Source organism: Erwinia tracheiphila, from assembly GCF_021365465.1.
GTDB classification, from domain to species: Bacteria; Pseudomonadota; Gammaproteobacteria; order Enterobacterales; family Enterobacteriaceae; genus Erwinia; species Erwinia tracheiphila.
Genome location: NZ_CP089932.1, coordinates 3,945,583 through 3,965,419, shown reverse-complemented (window position 1 = coordinate 3,965,419; position 19,837 = coordinate 3,945,583). Strand labels below are relative to the sequence as shown.

The following is a 19,837-nucleotide window of genomic DNA, read 5'->3' as shown; positions in this document are numbered from 1 at the left end:
AATTACGAGCGATAAAAAATGAATAGATAAAAAAAACAATTAGTTATTTTGTTTTTTCTGTTTGGCACAGGCTTTGCTATAGCCCTAATGCCGCTGTGGCACAATGGGTAAAGTAATGGAGCTTGTTATGTCAGAAATTCACTTGCAGTCCACAGAACAGTTACCGGGCAATAATACTGTCGCGATGAACATCGATTGGGAGGGAATCTTTCGTGAACACGGTCGTCGCGTACATCATTTCATCCGTAAGCGTGTTTCTCATCGTGAAGATGCAGAAGACCTGGTACAGATGACCTGGCTGGAAGTATTTCGTAATCGTGACAAGTTTGCCGGGGCCTCACGTCCCGAGACCTGGGTATTTGGCATCGCGCTTAACCTCATCCGTAACCATTTTCGTCTGCAGTCCTGCCGTCCTCGTTACGACGAACTGGAAGATGACATTGTGCTGACGCAGGGCGACGACCCCAGCGATATCACTGAACATCAACGTATTTTGCACTCCACACTGAGTTCCATTGCGGTACTGCCGGAAGACACGCGCAATCTGCTGAGTATTCTGGTGGAGAAAGACGGCAGCTATCAGGATATCGCTGCTGATTTAAACATTCCTATTGGCACGGTGCGTTCGCGTCTGTCGCGGGTTCGTGTTTTGCTAAAACAGTCAGTATTTTCCTGAAATCAGGATGGACGGAAAATTCGCTAAATCGTAAAGTGATTTGCAACATGTCCTGTTTTGCTGTGCGGGCACGCCTCGACGCGCGACTGCAATGCTGCATCGTGCGTCAGTCCGGGTAGGCACTGTTTACCGAAAGGAGACGAGATGCAATTTTCCGAGCGACAGTTGATGACCAGTAGTGAGCCACTCAAATTGGTCGAGTTTGCACTGAACATGGTGAGAGATGCAGTCTATCTGGTTGACAGTCAGACCCGTTTTTTCTACGTCAACGACGAAGCATGCCGAATGTTGGGCTATAGCAGTGAAGAACTGCTGGAAAAGAGCTTCACCGACATTGATCCGGTGTGGGGAGTCGAAGATATCCATGCTATGTGGAAGCGGGTGCGGGAGCAAAGCGGTGGTGGAGTATTCACCTTTGAAACCAGCCATAAAAATAAAAACGGAATGATGATCCCCGTTGAAGTCAGTTCCAATCCTTTTGTCTATGAAGAGAGCAATTACAGCATGTGCGTGGTAAAGGATATCAGAGAGCGCAAGTATCTTGAGCAAATGACTCATGTGCGGGAACAGGAATTCCGGGTACTGGTTGAGAACTCACCGGATATGGTAGTGCGTTTTAATACCAGCCTTAAATGTGAGTATGCCAACCCGGCGGCGCTGCGGCAATTGCGCCTTACCGCAGAAGAATTTCGGGGACGTAGTCTGCGTGAGAAGTTGGGGGATCTGTCCTGCGTCCGGCATATTGAACGCCTTATCAGTGAGGTTATCGCCAGCCAGACTGAGGCAGAAGGAGAACTGGTGGAGTCAGACAGTCGGCTGTCGGAAGGCACGGTGGTCAATCATACCCGCTGCGTGCCGGAATTTGATTGCAATGGCCAGCTTATTTCCGTGATGGTGGTGGGACGCGATATCACCGCCATTCATAATGCGGAAAAACGGCTGGAGCACTCTCATATGCGCTTACGTTTGCTGGCGCGACAGCGTGAGGTTTCACGCGAGGAAGAGCGCAAACGCATCGCCCGTGAAATTCACGACGAGCTGGGTCAGCACTTAACCTCGTTGCGCATGGGTATCTCACTGCTGCGTATTCAGTTTGGTAAAGATAATTCTCAGCTGCACGAGCGGGTCATGCATCTGATGGGGCTGACGGACAAGACCATTCAGGTAGTACGAAATGTTGCTACCCGACTGCGACCTAACGTGCTGGATATGGGTTTAACACCGGCGCTGGAATGGCTACGCGATGAATTTATCAGCCGTCATATTGGCTGCTGTTGCCGTTTAATCGCACCTGAACAGGAAGTGCGGCTGAATGACGAACAGGCAACGGCCGCGTTCCGGGTGGCGCAGGAATCCTTAACCAATATTTCGCGCCATGCTCAGGCCACCGAAGTGATTATCCTGATTGTTCGTCAGACTAACGCTGTTGTGCTTACCGTGCGCGATAACGGGCGTGGTTTTGAGTGCTGCGATAAGCGTAAAGATAATTCGTTTGGTTTAATGGGCATGCGAGAGCGTGGGCGGATGTTAGGGGGAAACGTGGAAATTGAAAGTCATCCTTCGGTGGGCACCCGGGTTACTCTCACTATCCCGTTGGATCAGGTTGCTAATAACATTGAGGATTTTGAAATATACAATGGATAATAATATTCGCCTGATGGTTGTGGATGACCATGTCATCATGCGTGAGGGATTGAAACAGATTTTTTCACTTGATGAGCGTCTGGTGGTGGTGGCAGAGGCCGGAAACGGTGCGCAGGTGATGGAAGGCTTGCGCAGCGAACAGGTTGATCTGCTGCTGCTGGATATGAGTATGCCGGGGCTGTGTGGTGAAGATCTGATTACCCGTATTCATCTGCAGTATCCGAAACTGCCAATTCTGATCCTGACCATGTACAGCGAACCACAAATTGCGCGGCGCGTGCTGAAATGCGGCGCGCTCGGCTACATTACCAAGGATAACGACCCGGAAACGCTGCTTGCCGCCATCCACCGCGTTGCGCGGGGCCAGCGCTTTATCGACCACGAGCTTGCAGAACAGATTGTCTTTGACGAATACACTCATCAAGGGGAAGTGCTGCACGAACGTCTGACGGCTCGTGAGATGCAAATCATGCTGATGCTGGCGCGGGGTGAGGGGGTTAATAACATTGCTGAAGCACTGGCGATCAGCAATAAAACCGTCAGCACCCATAAAGCGCGCTTAATGGAAAAAATGATGTTTACCACCAATGCGGATATTGTGAAATACGCCATAAGCCATCGTTTGATTACGTAAGAATACTCCTATATTACTAGCTGGTTGTACCGAACGATGTTGTTCACTCCTTTCTTCAGTGTTGAAAATATTTTTATTTAACAGTTAATTAACATAAGTGTGATGTGTAATCGCTTCCATATCACTGACCAAAAGTAAGGCGATCCTTACCCTTCCCCCCGAAAACCCCTTACATAACCTTCAGCATAAGACGATAGTTTTTTAACGTTAGCATGGGCGATTCTTAATATAAGTGTAAGAAGAAAGTAAATTTTTTAACTTCAACTGTAATATAATATGTCAGATACGTTAACTGTAATATTGCTGTGTTTGTGAGTGACGTTAATTAAAATAATGGATAGGTCAGGGGGAATTTTTTATGAACATCGGGAATAGTGAACACTTGTTTCGGTCGTGGCCCTACGAGGTAGAGCAAATTTCTCTGCGAGAAGAACAACGCATTGATATACATGATCCACTGGCTGAGATGATTAAAACCGTCGCACCGTTAAAAATTGATCTGGTCTTACAGGGGGAAACTGGTACGGGCAAAGATACACTGGCACGAAAAATTCACAAACTTTCCGGCTGTACGGGAAAATTGGTAGCGGTTAACTGCGCGGCGATTCCCGAAACGCTGGCAGAAAGCGAACTGTTTGGTATCAATAACGGCGCTTACACTGGTGCCGGACAGGCTCGCGCGGGTTACGTGGAAGAGGCAAACAACGGCATCCTGTTTCTGGATGAAATTGACAGTATGCCTCTCTCATTACAGGCTAAGATGCTGCGCGTGCTTGAAAATAGAGGCGTAGAGCGCCTGGGCGGAACCCGGTTCACGCCTGTCAATATGCGGGTGATTGTGGCGACGCAAACGCCGTTACTGACACTGGTTGAACGTGGTGCCTTTCGCCGTGACCTCTACTTCCGTCTTAACACCGTCAACATTCATCTGCAGCCACTGCGTTCGTGCATTGAAATGATTATTCCGCTGTTTCGTACATTCGTGGAAAAAGCAGCTGCCGAACTGGCCATCACGCCGCCTGAAATCGCCCAGAATCACTATGAAAGCCTTCTGGGCTATAGCTGGCCGGGGAATATTCGTGAACTCAAAGCCGCTGCCGAGCGTTTTGCGCTGGGGCTGCCGCCGCTCAATCTTTCCTGTGATAGTGCGCAGGATCGGCCTCAGCTGAAAGAAATGATGCGACGCATTGAAAAAAGTCTGATCCATGATTGTCTGATTCGCCATGGGAACAGCATTGATGATGCTGCGCAGGAACTGGGTATGCCCCTGCGCACGCTCTATCACCGCATCAAACTGCTCAACGTAAATGTTGTTACCAGCCTTATAACCCAGTAACAGGCCACAAGAGACCACCTGGCCGCGAACCGGGCGGTGCAGAAGAACCCCGCATGCAAACGTTCAGATGCGGGGTTCTTTATAGTGCAACTGGTCACCTTGTCCTTCTCTCAGGCCTCTTAAAAATAAAAGAAAAATTCGCACGCTGTGGGAACCGATACCGCGGGAGCACCACTTACTATACGAACATTGTGTGATGTTCCAGGTCACAAGCTAATCAATTAAATTGGAGAGAGTAATATGAGCGGTTTAATACCAGGTTTAATGACAGGCAGCACTGGCGTAGCTTCAAAAATCATGGAGGGAGCAATGAGTCATTCAACGCTTGAGTCTGCAAAAGCTAATGCAGTGAAAATTGAGATGGATACCCATAACTCTATCTTAGATGGCAAAATGGACTCTGCGAGCAAAGAGATCAACTCCGGTCACAATGCCTCTAAATCCATTCAGTTCTGATGAATGACCGGGTGTGTGGTCCAGCGCCATCGCCCGGTTCTTTTATTGCTGCCGACGAGGACGAGCCATGAAAATCAACATCGGAAACTCCCCCTCTTTAGCTATCAGTGCTGGGGATAATGATCTCAGTTCCTCTGCCAGCAGCACGGCAGATGCTGCCTGGTTCAGTGCCGCACTACAGGCACCCGCGAAACCCGCTGACAGCATGAATAACGATTCATGGATTAACAAAATTACCAGTCTGTCTGAAACGGCCTCCGGCCAGTCAAATCAGGCTGACAGGGCACTGGCAAAGGCGTCACACAGTCTTGATTCAAGAACTGTGATGGATGCTAACCGCGCACTGTCCTCCTACTATCTGGAAAGTCTGCTCAACGCAAAACTGGTTGCCAAAGGCGTACAGAGCCTGGAAAAACTCACCAACTTGCAGTAACCCCTATGGCTAAATTATCTTTCAAGGTACTGCTTTTACTGCTGGTTTTTCTGCTGCTCGGCTGTAACGACCAGGTTGAACTCAACCACGGCCTGTCAGAAAGCGACGCGAACGAAGTCGCGGCAGAGCTTGGGCGTTATCATATCCAGGCGGAAAAACGCACCAATAAAGATGGCATTACCGTGATGGTGAATGCTACCGAATTAAACCGGGCCGTACATATTCTTGACGCCGCCGGATTGCCACGCCCGGCAAGAACTAACCTGGGTGAAGTGTTTCAGAAAAACGGCGTAATTTCCACGCCGCTTGAAGAAAGGGCGCGTTACATTTATGCCCTGTCGCAGGAAGTGGAGTCCACGCTGAGTCAGATTGACGGCGTTATCGTTGCTCGCGTTCATGTGGTGCTGCCAGAACGGATTGCGCCAGGGGAGCCGGTACAGCCTGCCAGCGCGGCGGTGTTTATTAAGTACCGTCCCGACCTCGATCCCGATGTGATCGAACCGCGTATTCGACAAATGGTGGCCAGCAGTCTGCCGGGACTGGCTGGGCGGGCCGATAAAGATCTGGCTATTGTGTTTGTTCCTGCTGAAACATACCAGGATAAACCACCAGAAGTCTCTTTCGGTCCATTTATGGTTACCCCGGAGCGTGATGCGCAGTTGACCTGGCTGAGTGGTTTTATTGGCATCCTGATTCTGGTCAGCGTTGCAGGCGTATTTGGCTGGCCGCACTGGAAACGCTTCCGTCAACGCAATAAGCCGCAAGCCAGTAAGGATGAGTGAAATGCTGCCTGCTGACGACCCTGCGCTGCGCTGGCTTCGCTGGTGGTGCATCGACAGCTGGTTAGCTGCCGACAAACAGTGGCGTCAGGCAGCATTTTATCGACTGGACGACGCCAGACTGGCCGCGCTGGCACAAAGCCATCACCCGATGATTTGCCAGCAGCTGCAGTTGGCTACGGCGGTCAGCCCGGTGGATGCTGAACTGCTGACATGGCTGGAGATGGCGATGGAACAGCAGCAGCTTGCCCTGCGTCTGGCAGCGGAAGTGTGCTGGCGGGGGTGCGCCTCCGACACACTTTCTGCCGGGCAGGAACGCTGGTGTCGCCGGGTTGCGCAGGGAATGCGTCCCGGTCTGTGGCTGACCGAAGCGGAAGGTTTACCCGCCGACAATGGCGATATCAATGGCCTGTGGCTGTTAAGCCAGCGTGCTGGTCCTGCCTGTTGGGGACGGATACGACTGGCATTTCCTCAGGATCGGGTACGGGCGGTGGAAGCGCTTCCAGGATTGAGTATCTTCCCCCCACGTCTTTTACCGCTCTGGCAGGCGGTGCTTTGGTATGCCTCACAGGAGCCATTATGCTAACGCGCAGAAGAATCACCCTGTTAAATGGCGAGGACGATTTGTCACCGGTCATTGACCGGGCACAGCTGCAGCTGGAGCAGCAGGGCCAGCATATTATTGCGCTGGCCCGCCAGCAGGCTGAACAGATCCTGGCTGACGCAGAAGAAGAGGCGCAGAGCATCAGGCTTCGTGCGCAACAGCAAGCGGAGCTGGACTTCTGGCAGCAGGCTGACACACTGCTGGCAGGCTGGCAGCAACAGCGGCAAGACATGGAAGCTGACGTGTTGCCGGTGGTGGAAAGCGTCCTGGCCCAGGCGCTGGGACAGCTGCTGACAGATGTACCGGAATCCCAGCGGTTATCCGCGCTGCTGCGGCAGCTGCTGCGGGAAAAAATCAAAGCTGACCAGGGAAGCCTGCACTGCCATCCCTCACAGCAGGAGACGGTCGCCGCATGGCTGCAACACCATGCCCATCTGGCGTGGCAACTGCAGCCGGATGAGTCGCTGCAGCCTGACAGCGTGAAGCTGCTCACCACACAGGGCGAACTGTATCTTGACTGGCAGCAGGCGATAAGTCAGCTGATGCCCCCTGAGCGCTAACTAACCTGAAAAACTTCACCTCACATGGAACCGCCCCACACCCTTAGCCACTTAATGACAGGTCCGCTCACAGAGAGAGTATCACTATGTCATCAATCAGTGCGCTACAACGCCGCCTGGACAGTCAGTTTGACCGGGCACAAAACCAACTCGACGATGCCGCCATGGATGCCGCCATGGATGCCAGTGACGGCTACAGCCAGGCAGACAGCTTTGCCTTTTTTGAGGCTACCATTGGCTTGTCTAACGCCAGCTGGGCTGCCAGCCAGGAACTGATCGTTAAGCATGGTCTGGCCAAAGCGATTATTAATGAGATCAACTGAGTTGCAGGAACTGGCGCAACACTGGCTGGATAATCCTGGCGAAGACCAGCAGTTAGTGGTGGATGACGGAGCACTGTGGCTACAACAGCGGGCAGGTCAGCTTTTTGCGCTGGCCGGGCTCACCGTCAATGCGCCGCTTAATGAAGATACGCTGGGACGGGCATTACAATTGTCCGCTCCGGCATTACGTCATTTTGGACGCGATGCTGCGGCGCTTGCTTTTCAGGGACAGAGCCTGATATTAGTGTTATGCCTCCGTGAACATAATATTGATGCGGTGTGTGAGCAGCTGGAATCGTTGCTTAATCAGCGCGATGTCTGGCAAACCATGCTGCAACAGCAGCGAAGAAAAGCAGCAACCCATGGCGCAGTGCCCTTGCACAGCCAGGCATTATTACCAAGGGGAAACCATGGTTGAGAAGAGTAAGTCACGTTGCCGCTTGCTGGGCGCGTTATTGATGCTGTGCACAACACTTCAGGCCGGGGCCCAGACTCCCTCCGACTGGAAAGAACAATCCTACGCTTACTCCGCCGACCATACGCCGTTATCCACGGTATTGCAGGATTTTGCCACCGGACACGGTGTGGATCTGCAGCTGGGGAATGTGGAAGACACCGAAATTACCGCGAAAATGCGTGCCGATAACGCCAGCGTGTTTCTTGATCGCCTCGCGTTAGAGCACCGCTTTCAGTGGTTTGTTTACAACAACACGCTTTATGTCAGCCCTCAGGACGAACAAAGTTCCGAGCGGCTGGAAATCTCGCCGGATGCCGCGCCGGATATTAAACAGGCGCTGACCGGCATCGGTCTGCTTGACCCACGCTTTGGTTGGGGCGAACTGCCTGACGATGGCGTGGTGCTGGTTACCGGCCCACCACAGTACCTTGAACTGATAAAACGCTTTAGCGAACAGCGGGAAAAGAAAGAGGACCGCCGTAAAGTGATGACCTTCCCACTGAAGTATGCTTCGGTGGCAGACAGGACCATCCATTACCGCGATCAAACCCTGGTGATCCCCGGCGTTGCCACCATGCTGAATGAGCTGATGGGCGGCAAACACGCAGCGCCAACCAGCGCCAACGGCAGCGAGGCCATCATGGGTGCGCAGGATACTAATGCCATGATGCAAAACACTGAGTCATTGCTGGCCCGGTTATCCGGTCGTACCAACCGCGCCAACCGCACGGGCGACAGCAGTGTTGACGACCTCAATGGCCGCATTTCTGCAGATGTGCGTAACAACGCCTTATTAATTCGTGATGACAATAAGCGTCATGACGAATATGCCCAACTTATTGCAAAAATCGATGTGCCGCAGAACCTGGTGGAAATCGATGCCGTGATTATGGATATCGATCGCACCGCCTTAAACCGGCTGGAAGCCAACTGGCAGGCAACCTTAGGCGGCGTCACTGGAGGCACCTCACTGATGTCCGGCAGCGGCACCCTTTTTGTCAGCGACTTTAAACGCTTCTTTGCGGACATTCAGACGCTGGAAGGGGAAGGCACCGCGTCTATTGTGGCCAACCCGTCAGTGCTGACGCTGGAAAACCAGCCGGCGGTTATCGACTTCAGCCAGACCGCGTACATTACCGCGACCGGTGAGCGCGTGGCGGATATCCAGCCAGTTACCGCAGGCACCAGCCTGCAGGTTACGCCGCGTGCGGTGGGCTACCAGGGCCACAATGCCATTCAGCTGATGATTGATATTGAAGATGGCCAGCTGGAAACCAACATTGACGGACAGGCGACGGGCATGAAACGTGGCACGGTCAGCACTCAGGCGCTGATCAGCGAAAACCGCGCGCTGGTGCTCGGTGGATTCCACGTTGAAGAGAGTGGTGATCGCGCCCGCCGCATCCCGCTGCTGGGCGATATTCCGTGGATTGGTAAGCTGTTTACCTCGACCCGTCACGAGATTTCACAGCGGCAGCGTCTGTTTATTCTGACCCCGAGACTGATTGGCGATCAGACCGATCCGACGCGCTACGTCACCGCAGATAATCGCCAGCAGTTAAACGATGCCATGGAGCGCGTCGAGCGTCGCCACGGCAATGTTAATATGCACGACGTGATTGAAAATGCGATGCGCGATCTGGTTGAACGGCAAACACCCGCCGGATTCCAGCAGCAACTGTCCGGGGCGCGGTTAAGCGAAGTGTGCCGCCAGGTGCCGGGTTTGTTATTTGATGGTTCACGGGCACAGTGGTACTCCGGCAGTAACGGCAGTGTGCAGTTGAACGTCGGCGTGGTGCGCAATATCACCAAAAAACCGCTGCGCTTTGACGAATCGAACTGTGCCAGCCGCCGTACTATGGCGGTGGCGGTATGGCCAGGCAGTACGCTGGCACCGGGCCAGTCGGCGGAGGTTTATATGGCGCTCAATCCTAACCGCGCGCTGACTGAATCACGCGAATCACTGATTAATCACTGAGGAGAGGAAAAATGATGAAAAAAGCCTCTTTTGTTCTGCTGGGCATGGCACTGCTGCTGGCCGGCTGCGCCAAACGACAGGATAACGGATTATCCTGTACCTCGGTGGAATGCCGTCCCCAGTCCGGCTCACACTATTTGGTTATCTGGTGGCAGCCGGAATTACGCAACGGTGCCGCAGATTTCACCCAGGTCACGGTGAATGAATAGTGTCTGCCCGCAGGTGGCGTCGCTGCCGGCTTTTCTCAGCCTGTTGCAGCTGCGTCAAAGCTGTCGCTGGCCGGTGAAGCCCGGAGTGGAGCTGCAGGCATTGTGTAGCGGACGTGGGCGGGAAGTGATGCTGAATTTGCAAACCACTTTCCAGCCTCCCGGAATCTGTCAGCAGCTGCTATACCGACGTGGTGCGCAGCCCGAGCGTTATGACGGTTGTTTCCTGTGTATGAACAAAGATCGGGTGCTCTCTTGCTGGTGTCAGGTTGGTGACGACAACACAGAGGATAACGCCTCCATTGCCAGGCTGTTCAGCCTGGCAGGTATCGAACTGGCCGGTTAACCGGCCAGATATTTCAGCACTTCCCCTCGATTCTTTCTCTTTAGTCACGTTTCTCACGGAACGCGGTTATTTTTTTACCCTTTCCCGGAACCAGCACCGCGCTGGCAGCACTCAATAGAGGCTTTGGTATGGCACTGATTCGGTGTCTGACCCGCAGGGTAATTTCATTAATTGACAGAGGAATATGGTATGAGTCTGAACCTTAGTTCGCTTGGCTTACCTACGTTGCAAATCACCCCTTATGGGGCGGGTAGTAGTAATGGACTGATAGGAATCGGTCCACAGGTAGGTGCACTTAAGTCAAACTCTGGCCTGAGGTTAGGTAACAGCCAGAATGATACAATTAACCAGCTGGCAGGCCTGCTGACCGGCATGATGTTGATGATGAGCATCATGGGCGGCAATGGCATCATGGGCGGCAATGGCATGCAGGGCGTCTGTTTGGGCAACGGCTTCGGCAGTGGCCCGGGTGGCTTAGGTGGCCCGGGTGGCTTCGGTGGCCCGGGTGGCTTCGGTGGCCCGGGTGGCTTCGGTGGCCCGGGTGGCTTCGGTGGCCCGGGTGGCTTCGGTGGCCCGGGTGGCTTCGGTGGCCCGGGTGGCTTCGGTGGCCCGGGTGGCTTCGGTGGCCCGGGTGACTTCGGTGGCCCGGGTGACTTCGGTGGCTTAGGTGGCTTAGGTGGCTTAGGTGGCTTAGGTGGTGGCAACATCGGTTCTGCACCGGGTACTGGCTTTGGAAACACCATACCTTCTTCACTGGATAAGGTACTGGGTATTGACTCAAACTCATACTCCAACAACTCAACCTTGGGCAAAGATTTAACTTCCTGCACTGATTCAAGCTCAGGAAGCACCCCGCAGCAGCAGTTGAGTAAAATCTTCGATGAAGTGATGCAAAACATATTTGGCGATCACGGGAACTCTTCAACTGGCAGCAAGCCGACACAGGACGAGCAGGATGCCTATAAAAAAGGGGTGATCGATGCGCTGACTGCCCTGATGGGCGGCGGACTGAGCCAGAACATGGGCACGGGACTGGGTAACGGCACAGGACTGGGTAACGGCCTGCCGGGCCTGAAGGGGCCGGTTGACTTCCAGGCGCTGGGTAACGCAGTAGGAACAGGCGTGGGCATGAAAGCGGGTATCGAGGCGCTGAATGGCATCGGTACCCACAGCGATAGCAGCACCCGTTCTTTCATCAATGAACGCGACCGAGGGCTGGCGAAGGAAGTGGGCCACTTTATGGACCAGTATCCTGAGGTCTTTGGTAAGCCTCAGTATCAGAAAAACGGACACTCGGCAGTTAAAACCGATACCAAATCCTGGGCAGAGGCACTGAGCAACCCGGATGACGACGGCATGACTCCGTGGAGTATAGATCAGTTCAATAAAGCCAAAGGCATGATAAAAAGTGCAATGATGGGTGATACGGGTAACAGCAACCTGCAGGCACACGGTGCGGGTGGTTCTTCGCTGGGTGTTGATGCCACGTTAACCGGTGATGTCATCAACAATATGGCACTGGGCAAAATGGGTACGAGGGCGTAAATTGTCGTCGTTCGGGCGGGCAACGCTTGCCCGCTTCTCTTTTAGGGAAAACCTGGCAAGCGCCATTGACTTCCGGGCGATATATCAGAGTATCCCGTGGAGGATTATCATGATCATTCAGGATTTGTTAGGTGCGCTGGCAAGACGTCTGGAAACCGGCACGCTGTCGCTGGATGCCAATCAGCTTTGTTGTTTGAAAGTAAACGGTTTGGAGATGACGCTGGAATACATGGAGTTACAAAACTGGCTGTTTGTTTATCTCACTGTGGGCTCTCTCTCTGCTGCGCATGGTAGCGTAATCCTGGCTGATATTCTTGCTGCCAACCTGTTTCATTTCTGTACCAGTGATGGTGCCGCATTTGGTCTCGATCAGGAAAAAGACGAATTATTACTGTTTCAACGTTTTCAACTGCCCGCAGTTGACGAAGACCTCTTTGTCAACGCCTGCGTGCAGATGATCGGAGTGACGAAAGTCTGGCAAAGCAAATTAATGCACAGCCGGGCTGATGTAGCGGCGTTACCGCCCACGTTGATGGCGCAGGGGTTAACACTCAAAGCAGCGGGGAGAATTCGATGAACGTATTTGGCGTCATAATAGGGCGTAAAAGCAGTTCACAACAGGAAGAGCAAACGCCATCCTCCTCGCCGCTGGCGTCGCCACAGTCATCCCCACTGCCTGCGGGTCGAGCTGGACGTCTTCAGCGGCAAAATGCCACCTTGTCTAATAACACCCGCTACAATGCCCGCTCCACACCCGGCACGCCTGATCGTGCGCGTGCGACCTCAAGGCACAGTGGCGAAGGGAGCAGCTCGTCGGCGTATTCTACAGGGCCGGCCAGTTCATCAAGGGCAGTATTAGTGCGCCAGGGCGGCAATCGCGAGCATTCACAGCTGGCACAATTCCACGAGATGATGCAGGTGTCACCGAAGATCTCACGTAACGATCCGCTGCCGGAAACGCCGGAGAGCATCCCCAGGCGTTTGCAGGAAAAGATGGATACCGTCAACCTGCCGGAGCTGGAAAAGCTGGACGGGGGACTCTATGAATACGCCAAAATGGCTATCGAACGGGTCAATGAGAAAAAAGGTGCCGATAAACAGCTGTCGGAACTGGATAAAAAAATGTTGCCGCTGTTCGCCGAAGCCGAAAACGCGCGTCATCCTGACCTGAACCTGCACGTTTTCCGCGGACCGGAGGCGTGTTATAAAGCGATCAAAGAGCAGAACAAAAAGGCATGGGACAGTAGGCAGCCAATGAATATGCGCGTGGTCTTCAGCCCGTCCAGAGGCATACCCGATCACCATGTTGCCCTCGACGTACAGTTGCGTCCCGGCCATCACCCCTCGGTGGTGTGTTTTGAGTCAGCGCTGTGGGGTATGATGAATGAGATTCGGCAGGATATCGAACACGGGCTTAAAGAGAGCAAAGTGAAGTTGATAGGCAACTTTGTTCAGGCTTCAGACTGGGACTGTGCTATGTTTGCGCTGAGTAATGCGCTGAAATTATATAAGCATCACGATGAATACACCTCACGTCTTCACGCTGGTGAAGAAGAAGAAAATGTGCGGATCCCGTCAGAGTTTATCAAACATGCGCAGTCAAAAGGCCATGCCGAAAGGCAGGGGCGCCGAAACGACATTGTTACTAAAGATAAAGGTGGCCTGCATGCGGAAACTCTGCTGCACCGCAACCTTGCTTACCGCGCCCAGCGGTTTGATAAAGCCTACAGCACCTCCATTGAGGGGTTTCGCTTCCAGGAAATCCAGCGGGCCGGTGACTATCTCGCCGCACAGCGAGGACGAAAATAATTTTACCCCTTTAATAAAACGCACCGTTAATACCCGTGCTTTTTTTCCTGGTTGTGTGGGTAAACGGCGGGCATGTTGGCGAACCGTTGGTTGCGTAAGCCAGAAACGATTTCAGCAGGTTAAACAAACAGGAGAACGTCGAATTTCTCCTCCAGCATGGACAGATGTACGGAAAGGCTGCTTACAGCGACGCTGTTCCAGGCGCAGCAGTTCCAGCAGTCGGTCTGCCAGGTAGCGGGTAACCCACCAGGCGGTCTGGCTCACATGCTCATTTGTCCCGCCTTCCTTAAGAAAATCGGCATGAAGACAGTCGACAACACCATCAATTTCCCAGCCCTGAAAATGGGCTTGTGACGCTGTTTTGCCCTCCCAGCCCTGAGAAGACAATAATGACTTCAATTAGTGCACCCAGCAGCTGGCCCATGGTGGAATGACTGTTGCTACCGGAAGAAAGCCTGTTATTCTCTGCGGGTAGTGTTTGCCCCAGCGAGGTCGAGCGAATGCTGTTAAGCATCAGAATTTAAATATATTTTCTCCTTGATAAAGGTTGGTTATCCGAGAACATACGGCATCCGCTGTCCGATGTTAGTGTGGTGAGACAATCGTCTCTTTGGTTCCTCATTTTGTGCTGTTTTCCCAACTCTATTTTCTGCGACGGGGAACCGTCGAATTAAGAGCACTACATAAACAAAATTAATGTGGGAACGGGGGCGGTCATGAAGTTGAGATTGCATGGAGCGGAACAAAAAGCAGTAGTGCAGAAAACCGAAAACAAAACAACGGGCAAGGGCGCAGCACTGCAACAGGGCAGCGGCAGCAGTACACCGCAGGCCGCAGCCGGTTCGCTGGCAACAGACGGAAGAAATCGTGGAAAATTGCCTAATGTGCATCAGCAGGACACTGGTGAAGATGGCAGCAGTCCTGCCCGTCAGAAAAAAAAATCGTTCAGTTTCAGCCGTTTATTCGGTAAAAAATCCTCGAAATCTTCCTCACAACCTGCAACCACCTCGGCACCGGAAAACGTGCGCGGTAAAGGTAACACCCTGCGTGAGCTAATGGCGAACGATGGGGAAAGCCATGATCAACCAGCCGGGGCGAGCTTAACCCGCTCAGGCGGGTGCAGGCGCAGCAGCCTTGAGGATATGGCGGGGCGCCCGATCAATAAAACCGGCATCAGTGGTCAACAGCCGCAGAACGCACCGCTGCGTGGACCAGCCAGAGGCACCACCTTAGCGGAGCTGCTGGCAAGGCCCGAAGAATGCGCTGAAACGCCACCCGCCTCTCCACAGGGTGAACCGCGTTTAACCCGCTCGGGTGGCGTCAAACGCCATGACCTGGCTGATATGAAAGGGCGGGAAATAGCGAGAGGCGATGGCGAAGAGCCGGCCCCGGCGCATATGAAGCAGCAACAACTGCAAATATCGCTGCAAGAGGGCAAACTGAAACTGTCTGGCACCAATCCGTCGGCGATCAACACGCTGCTGTCGCAAACCCTCGGTAAAGAGGATCAGCATTATCTGGCCCACAACGTCAGCAGCGATGGCAGCCAGCATCAGCTTCTGGACAAACAGGGGTGCCTGTTTGATATCAAAAGTAATGAAAATGGCTACAGCGTGTTGCATAACAGCCAGTCTGCTGAACTGAAGAGCAAGCTGGAACAGGCGGGCGATGCGCCGGTAAGCCTGTCGAGCCATAATGGCAAACTGCAAATCAGTATTGGCGAAAATGGCAAGAACAAAATGGTCCTGAGTGAACCAGGTTCTGCCCATCACGCTATGTTAAGTGGCGTCTGGCAGCATCCTGCGGGCGTTGCAGAAAAGGAAGGTCAGGCAGTTTGCCTGCATGATGACAAGCTGCACCTGCTGAATTCCAGTCTGGGGTTGTGGCAGAGCGCCAGTGACACCTCGTACAGTAACCTGTCACGCCAGGCCGACGGTAAACTTTATGCGGTGAAGGATGACCAGACACTGAGCAATCTGTCTGAAAACCAGTCGTCGGAAAAATTTATCGATAAAATCAAATCGTTCTCCGTGGGTAAAAATGGCCAGGTGGCGGTCCTGGCCGATACGGAAAGCGCACACCACATGTGCCTGCTGCCTTCGATTGACGCAAAGCCGGAAGATCGCAGCTATTTTAGCCTGCGGCTTGCTGATACGCCTGAAATGTTACAGCGCGAACAGCCTCATCCTGAGGTACAGTCTGTCGCCATGAGTAATGGTCGCTTGTTTGCCGCCGACAGTGAAGGTAAGTTGCATATCGGCTTGCTGAAGCAGATAGACAATAATGAATTACCGATGAAAAACATGCCGCAGAAAGTGCTGGAGCAGCACTATGGGCGCAATCATCGGATTGAAGGATTTTTTACCGATCACAAAGGGCAGCTCAACGTGCTGGTCAAAGATAACTTCAGACAGCAACATGCCTGCCCGCTGGGCGATGACGACCAGTTCCACCCCGGCTGGAATATGACCGATACCATGGTCATTAATAACCAGCTCGGATTGCATCATATTAGTCCTGAACCGCACAAAATTCTCGATATGGCGCACCTGGGCAGCCTCGCACTTAAGGATGGCAGCGTTCATTATTTTGATCTGCTGACCAAAGGCTGGACCAGCGCGGGGTTCGATTGTAAACAGCTGAAAAAAGGGCTGGACGGCACGGCCTATATTTTGAAAGACGGTGAGGTGAAACGACTGGGTATTAATCAGACCACCTCGTCGATAAGGCAGGGTAAAGATAACTTCTTCGCACTTCCTCATGTGCGTAATAAACCCGAGCCGGGGGTTGCCTTACAGGGGCTGAACAAATCAGATAAAGCGCAGGCGATAGCGGTGATTGGTGTTAATCACTATTTTGCACTGACGGAAAAAGGGGATATCCGCTCGTACCAAATCAAACCCGGAACGCAGCAGCTGGCCCGTCAGGTACAAACCCTTGACCTGGAAGGGATTACCGGCGCATTAAAAGACATCCATGTTGACCAGCAGCACAATCTGTATGCCGTCAACCAGGATGGTGAGGTTTTCCATCAGTCCCGTGAACAGTGGCAAAGCGGTGAAGCTGGCGGTGGCTGGAAAAAACTTACCGGGCCGCAAAACAAAAGTGATCTGCAACGTCTGGAAATGGACAACGAGCATCGGCTCGTCGCCACCATGACAGATACCACGCAGCATCAGTTGAAAGAAGGGGAGTGGCATCCTTATCAATCGCCAGAAAGCGGGCCGCTGGATGTGGGAACGCGCGAATCCCAGGCGGTGTTTGGCCGGTTAAGTCAGGGCATGAAAGGTGTGCGTATCCCCGGAACCGGCCTCACGGTAAACGTGTCGGCGCAGGCTGCCGGGATGAACGGCATTGAGAACCGTAAAATCAAGAGCAAGTTTGCTGACAGGGTGCGGGCCTATGTCTTTAACCCCACCATGAAGACGCCGCGCCCGATCAAAAACGCCGCCTACAGCATGCAGCATAACTGGAAGGGACGGCGCGGCCTGCAGCCTTTATATGAAATGCAGGGCGCGTTGATTAAACAGCTTGAGTCGCACAATGTGCTGAAACAAGGCATGCAGCCGGATTTGAAAAGCAAACTGGAGAAGATGGACCTCGGCAAGCACGGTGAAACCCTGCTCAATGATATGAAGCACTTCCGGGAAGAACTTGAACAAAGCGCCATCCGTTCCGCCACCATTCTTGGTCAACACCAGGGGGTGCTGACCAGGAATGGCACAGCCAATGAGGATTTCAGGCTTTCCCCCACCAAAGGTGTGGTGCAGAGCTTTAACGTGAACCGTTCAGGGCGCGATCTCAGCAAAGCACTGGAAAAAGCGGTGACTATAGCTCCGCCTTCACCTGCTTCAGAAAATAAATTGCACACCCTGCTGAGTGATTTTATCAGTAAGGGGGTCAATATGAGCCACCAGAAAGCGGATATCCCCCTTGGCCGCCAGCGCGATCCTAATGACCAGACGGCGCTGACCAAATCGCGGCTGATCCTTGACATCATAACCCTGGGCGATATGCACCAGCTGGCCGACAAAGCGTCGCTGATTTCGGGAGGCCAGCCCGACAGCGAGCAAATCAGACAGTTGCGTCAGGAATTCGATGCACTGCGGCAGAAACAGTATGGCGACAACCCGGTGAAGCAATATACCGATATGGGCTTTACCAATCACGGCGCACTGGAAGCGGATTACGATGCGGTGAAAGCCTTTATCAATGCTTTCAAAAAAGAGCACCACGGCGTCAATCTGACTGCGCGAACCGTGCTGGAAACGCACGGCAATGCCGAGCTGGTGGAAAAGTTAAAAGACACGCTGCTGTCGATGGGCAGCGGAGAAAGCATGAGTTTCAGCCGTTCGTATAGTGCCGGACTGAGCAGTGTTTTCGTACCAACAATTAACAGAGTGCTGGTGCCGATTGTTCCTGGCGCTGGGGTCGCTCTGGAACGCGCCTATAACCTGACCTTTGGGCGCACTCCTGGTGGCCTGAACGTTAGTTTTGGTCGTGGCGGTGGCGTGAACGGTACCATCTTTTTGGCGACCGGATATGACTTAATGCCTTATATGACTGGCAAAAAAACCACGGCTGAAAATGCCAGCGACTGGCTGAGTAAACAACACAAAATCAGCCCGGATTTTCGTATTGGTGGGGCAGTCAGCGCCAGTCTGCAAGGGACTTTGCTGAACGGCATTAATTTCAAACTGACGGAAGATGAACTGCCCGGTTTTTTACATGGACTGACGCAAGGCACCCTGACGCCGACGGAGCTGATGCAAAAGGGCATTGAACATCAGATGATGCAGGGCCGCAGGCTGGTGTACAATGTGGATACCAGCGCGGCATTTGACCTGCGTGCGGGCATTGACATGACCCGTGACGGCAGCAAGCCCGATGGTGTGACGGCCCGTATTTCTACCGGTGTGAGCGGATCGCTTAACCTCGTTTCCGGTTTGAGCGAGCGCATCACTGAAACCGGTGAGTTTGGCCGCACGCAAACTTCCAGTGATAACAGCCTGACGTTTTTCAACTCGGCCAGCGTCGGGGCTAACCTGACCGCCAGCGTGGGGGTGGCGCACGGATTTACCCATGACGGTAAGGTCACCGCTAATGCCACCTCGGCACCTGCTACCTCTGTCGGAACCTTTCCGGCGTTTACCTCCACCAACGTGTCAGTGGCGCTGGCGATGGATGACCTTACCACCCAAAACATCATTCTCGGGCTGAAGCAGGCTGAACCGGTGACCAATCACGATATCAGCGAACTGAAGTCAATGTTAAAGAAACATTTCAGGGACAGCGATAGCGTTAACCTGCTGAAGGCGCTGGAGAAAGATGAGAATCCTGACCCGGTGGAACATCTTGATAAGTTAAGCAAACATTTCAATACCCGTTCCACGGCTGACGACGATCGCTATCAGGCTATTCGGACATTGAAAAAACTGGTGGCTCGTCAGATGTGTGTCGCAACCAATAGCCAGGAGTTAGGTTCAGCCATGCACCTCACTACTTACACTAACCTGTCGAGGCTGGACGAGAACGGTATTTTGGGTGTGTTAAAACGGCACATTGATGCCGCATTGTTGCCCAGTCGCGCCGACCGTATCCGCAGCATGATGGATAACGATCCCGTGCTGAAAGACTTAATCAAACAGTTGCAAACCACACCGTTCAGCTATGCCATCGTGTCGATGGAGCTGAAAGATGTCGTGCGTGATGCTGCTGAAAAAGCGATGCTCGAAGGCAAATTAGGACGCGAAGAGTTGGGCGCTCTGTTTCAGGACCCTGATTACCTGCGTATTAAATCGGTCAGTGTCATTCAGAGCGCCACCAAAAGCGAAGGGTTTAATACGCCTGCAATGTTACTGCGCGCCAGCAACAGTGCTGGCATGAGCATGGAGCGCAATATCGGCACCATCAACTTTGAATATGGTCGGGACCAGGACACGCCGCGGTGCTTCACACTGGAAGGCGCAATTGCCGAAGCTAACCCGGAAGTGGCCTCTGCGCTGACGGGACTGAAGAAAGAAGGGTTTGAAATGAAGGGCTGATTGACGT

Annotated in this window: 19 protein-coding genes; 18 read left to right on the top strand and 1 reads right to left on the bottom strand. The window is 53.1% G+C overall.

Features of this window, described 5'->3' with window-relative positions; all coding sequences use genetic code 11:
- The first annotated feature begins 127 nt into the window (after window positions 1–127).
- The 17 genes from LU633_RS20700 to LU633_RS20620 all read left to right on the top strand — a co-directional run bounded on the left by LU633_RS20700 (window position 128) and on the right by LU633_RS20620 (window position 13,786).
- Window positions 128–676 carry an RNA polymerase sigma factor gene (locus LU633_RS20700; protein WP_016191015.1) on the top strand — a complete coding sequence of 183 codons (549 nt, stop codon included), beginning with the start codon at window positions 128–130 and terminating at the stop codon, window positions 674–676.
- A gap of 144 nt (window positions 677–820) precedes the next feature.
- Complete coding sequence (locus LU633_RS20695; RefSeq protein ID WP_016191016.1) at window positions 821–2,320, top strand: PAS domain-containing sensor histidine kinase; 1,500 nt, start codon at window positions 821–823, stop codon at window positions 2,318–2,320.
- Entirely contained in the window at window positions 2,313–2,954 is a 642-nt protein-coding gene (locus LU633_RS20690; protein WP_016191017.1) for a response regulator, read from the top strand. Before LU633_RS20695 ends, LU633_RS20690 begins: the two co-directional genes overlap by 8 nt.
- Before the next feature lie 358 nt (window positions 2,955–3,312).
- Window positions 3,313–4,290: a sigma 54-interacting transcriptional regulator gene (locus LU633_RS20685; RefSeq protein ID WP_016191018.1), complete on the top strand. Its 978-nt coding sequence runs from the start codon at window positions 3,313–3,315 to the stop codon at window positions 4,288–4,290.
- Window positions 4,291–4,530: 240 nt separating this feature from the next.
- Window positions 4,531–4,746: a hypothetical protein gene (locus LU633_RS20680; RefSeq protein WP_040465546.1), complete on the top strand. Its 216-nt coding sequence runs from the start codon at window positions 4,531–4,533 to the stop codon at window positions 4,744–4,746.
- A 67-nt stretch (window positions 4,747–4,813) separates the two neighbouring features.
- Window positions 4,814–5,179 (top strand): EscI/YscI/HrpB family type III secretion system inner rod protein, encoded by a 366-nt coding sequence (locus tag LU633_RS20675; protein WP_016191020.1) that lies wholly within the window; start codon window positions 4,814–4,816, stop codon window positions 5,177–5,179.
- 5 nt (window positions 5,180–5,184) lie between these two features.
- Window positions 5,185–5,961, top strand: coding sequence for a type III secretion system inner membrane ring lipoprotein SctJ (sctJ, locus tag LU633_RS20670; RefSeq protein ID WP_016191021.1), 777 nt, complete (start codon window positions 5,185–5,187; stop codon window positions 5,959–5,961).
- Window positions 5,954–6,544, top strand: a complete 591-nt coding sequence (locus LU633_RS20665) for a hypothetical protein (protein WP_016191022.1) — start codon at window positions 5,954–5,956, stop codon at window positions 6,542–6,544. The genes sctJ and LU633_RS20665 overlap by 8 nt, the downstream gene beginning before the upstream one ends.
- Entirely contained in the window at window positions 6,538–7,122 is a 585-nt protein-coding gene (gene sctL / locus LU633_RS20660) for a type III secretion system stator protein SctL (RefSeq protein ID WP_016191023.1), read from the top strand. The genes LU633_RS20665 and sctL overlap by 7 nt, the downstream gene beginning before the upstream one ends.
- A gap of 86 nt (window positions 7,123–7,208) precedes the next feature.
- Complete coding sequence (locus LU633_RS20655; protein ID WP_016191024.1) at window positions 7,209–7,445, top strand: type III secretion system protein; 237 nt, start codon at window positions 7,209–7,211, stop codon at window positions 7,443–7,445.
- A complete protein-coding gene (locus LU633_RS20650) occupies window positions 7,432–7,863 on the top strand; it encodes a type III secretion system chaperone (protein ID WP_016191025.1) in 432 nt (143 codons plus the stop codon). Before LU633_RS20655 ends, LU633_RS20650 begins: the two co-directional genes overlap by 14 nt.
- Window positions 7,856–9,880 carry a type III secretion system outer membrane ring subunit SctC gene (gene sctC / locus LU633_RS20645; protein ID WP_016191026.1) on the top strand — a complete coding sequence of 675 codons (2,025 nt, stop codon included), beginning with the start codon at window positions 7,856–7,858 and terminating at the stop codon, window positions 9,878–9,880. Before LU633_RS20650 ends, sctC begins: the two co-directional genes overlap by 8 nt.
- 14 nt (window positions 9,881–9,894) lie before the next feature.
- A complete protein-coding gene (gene hrpT, locus LU633_RS20640; RefSeq protein ID WP_040465572.1) occupies window positions 9,895–10,089 on the top strand; it encodes an HrpT family type III secretion system protein in 195 nt (64 codons plus the stop codon).
- Window positions 10,082–10,432 carry an HrpV family type III secretion system protein gene (gene hrpV / locus LU633_RS20635; RefSeq protein ID WP_016191028.1) on the top strand — a complete coding sequence of 117 codons (351 nt, stop codon included), beginning with the start codon at window positions 10,082–10,084 and terminating at the stop codon, window positions 10,430–10,432. Before hrpT ends, hrpV begins: the two co-directional genes overlap by 8 nt.
- Window positions 10,433–10,621: 189 nt before the next feature.
- Window positions 10,622–11,977 carry a harpin HrpZ family protein gene (locus tag LU633_RS20630; RefSeq protein ID WP_233485071.1) on the top strand — a complete coding sequence of 452 codons (1,356 nt, stop codon included), beginning with the start codon at window positions 10,622–10,624 and terminating at the stop codon, window positions 11,975–11,977.
- Window positions 11,978–12,086: 109 nt separating this feature from the next.
- Window positions 12,087–12,554 (top strand): type III secretion system chaperone, encoded by a 468-nt coding sequence (locus tag LU633_RS20625; protein ID WP_016191030.1) that lies wholly within the window; start codon window positions 12,087–12,089, stop codon window positions 12,552–12,554.
- Complete coding sequence (locus LU633_RS20620; RefSeq protein WP_016191031.1) at window positions 12,551–13,786, top strand: YopJ family acetyltransferase; 1,236 nt, start codon at window positions 12,551–12,553, stop codon at window positions 13,784–13,786. Before LU633_RS20625 ends, LU633_RS20620 begins: the two co-directional genes overlap by 4 nt.
- Before the next feature lie 111 nt (window positions 13,787–13,897).
- Here the strand turns inward: LU633_RS20620 and LU633_RS20615 are convergent, their stop codons facing one another.
- Window positions 13,898–14,185 carry a hypothetical protein gene (locus LU633_RS20615; protein WP_051124373.1) on the bottom strand — a complete coding sequence of 96 codons (288 nt, stop codon included), beginning with the start codon at window positions 14,183–14,185 and terminating at the stop codon, window positions 13,898–13,900.
- 317 nt (window positions 14,186–14,502) lie between these two features.
- Between LU633_RS20615 and LU633_RS20610 the strand changes: the two genes are divergently transcribed.
- Entirely contained in the window at window positions 14,503–19,830 is a 5,328-nt protein-coding gene (locus tag LU633_RS20610) for an AvrE-family type 3 secretion system effector (RefSeq protein WP_016191033.1), read from the top strand.
- Window positions 19,831–19,837 lie beyond the last annotated feature (7 nt).

Excerpts from the sequence above, each read along its gene's own strand:
- LU633_RS20700 (WP_016191015.1), top strand. The coding sequence starts at position 128 with ATGTCAGAAATTCACTTGCAGTCCACAGAACAGTTACCGGGCAATAAT.
- LU633_RS20695 (WP_016191016.1), top strand. The coding sequence starts at position 821 with ATGCAATTTTCCGAGCGACAGTTGATGACCAGTAGTGAGCCACTCAAA.
- LU633_RS20690 (WP_016191017.1), top strand. The coding sequence starts at position 2,313 with ATGGATAATAATATTCGCCTGATGGTTGTGGATGACCATGTCATCATG.
- LU633_RS20685 (WP_016191018.1), top strand. The coding sequence starts at position 3,313 with ATGAACATCGGGAATAGTGAACACTTGTTTCGGTCGTGGCCCTACGAG.
- LU633_RS20680 (WP_040465546.1), top strand. The coding sequence starts at position 4,531 with ATGAGCGGTTTAATACCAGGTTTAATGACAGGCAGCACTGGCGTAGCT.
- LU633_RS20675 (WP_016191020.1), top strand. The coding sequence starts at position 4,814 with ATGAAAATCAACATCGGAAACTCCCCCTCTTTAGCTATCAGTGCTGGG.
- sctJ (WP_016191021.1), top strand. The coding sequence starts at position 5,185 with ATGGCTAAATTATCTTTCAAGGTACTGCTTTTACTGCTGGTTTTTCTG.
- LU633_RS20665 (WP_016191022.1), top strand. The coding sequence starts at position 5,954 with ATGAGTGAAATGCTGCCTGCTGACGACCCTGCGCTGCGCTGGCTTCGC.
- sctL (WP_016191023.1), top strand. The coding sequence starts at position 6,538 with ATGCTAACGCGCAGAAGAATCACCCTGTTAAATGGCGAGGACGATTTG.
- LU633_RS20655 (WP_016191024.1), top strand. The coding sequence starts at position 7,209 with ATGTCATCAATCAGTGCGCTACAACGCCGCCTGGACAGTCAGTTTGAC.
- LU633_RS20650 (WP_016191025.1), top strand. The coding sequence starts at position 7,432 with ATGAGATCAACTGAGTTGCAGGAACTGGCGCAACACTGGCTGGATAAT.
- sctC (WP_016191026.1), top strand. The coding sequence starts at position 7,856 with ATGGTTGAGAAGAGTAAGTCACGTTGCCGCTTGCTGGGCGCGTTATTG.
- hrpT (WP_040465572.1), top strand. The coding sequence starts at position 9,895 with ATGAAAAAAGCCTCTTTTGTTCTGCTGGGCATGGCACTGCTGCTGGCC.
- hrpV (WP_016191028.1), top strand. The coding sequence starts at position 10,082 with ATGAATAGTGTCTGCCCGCAGGTGGCGTCGCTGCCGGCTTTTCTCAGC.
- LU633_RS20630 (WP_233485071.1), top strand. The coding sequence starts at position 10,622 with ATGAGTCTGAACCTTAGTTCGCTTGGCTTACCTACGTTGCAAATCACC.
- LU633_RS20625 (WP_016191030.1), top strand. The coding sequence starts at position 12,087 with ATGATCATTCAGGATTTGTTAGGTGCGCTGGCAAGACGTCTGGAAACC.
- LU633_RS20620 (WP_016191031.1), top strand. The coding sequence starts at position 12,551 with ATGAACGTATTTGGCGTCATAATAGGGCGTAAAAGCAGTTCACAACAG.
- LU633_RS20610 (WP_016191033.1), top strand. The coding sequence starts at position 14,503 with ATGAAGTTGAGATTGCATGGAGCGGAACAAAAAGCAGTAGTGCAGAAA.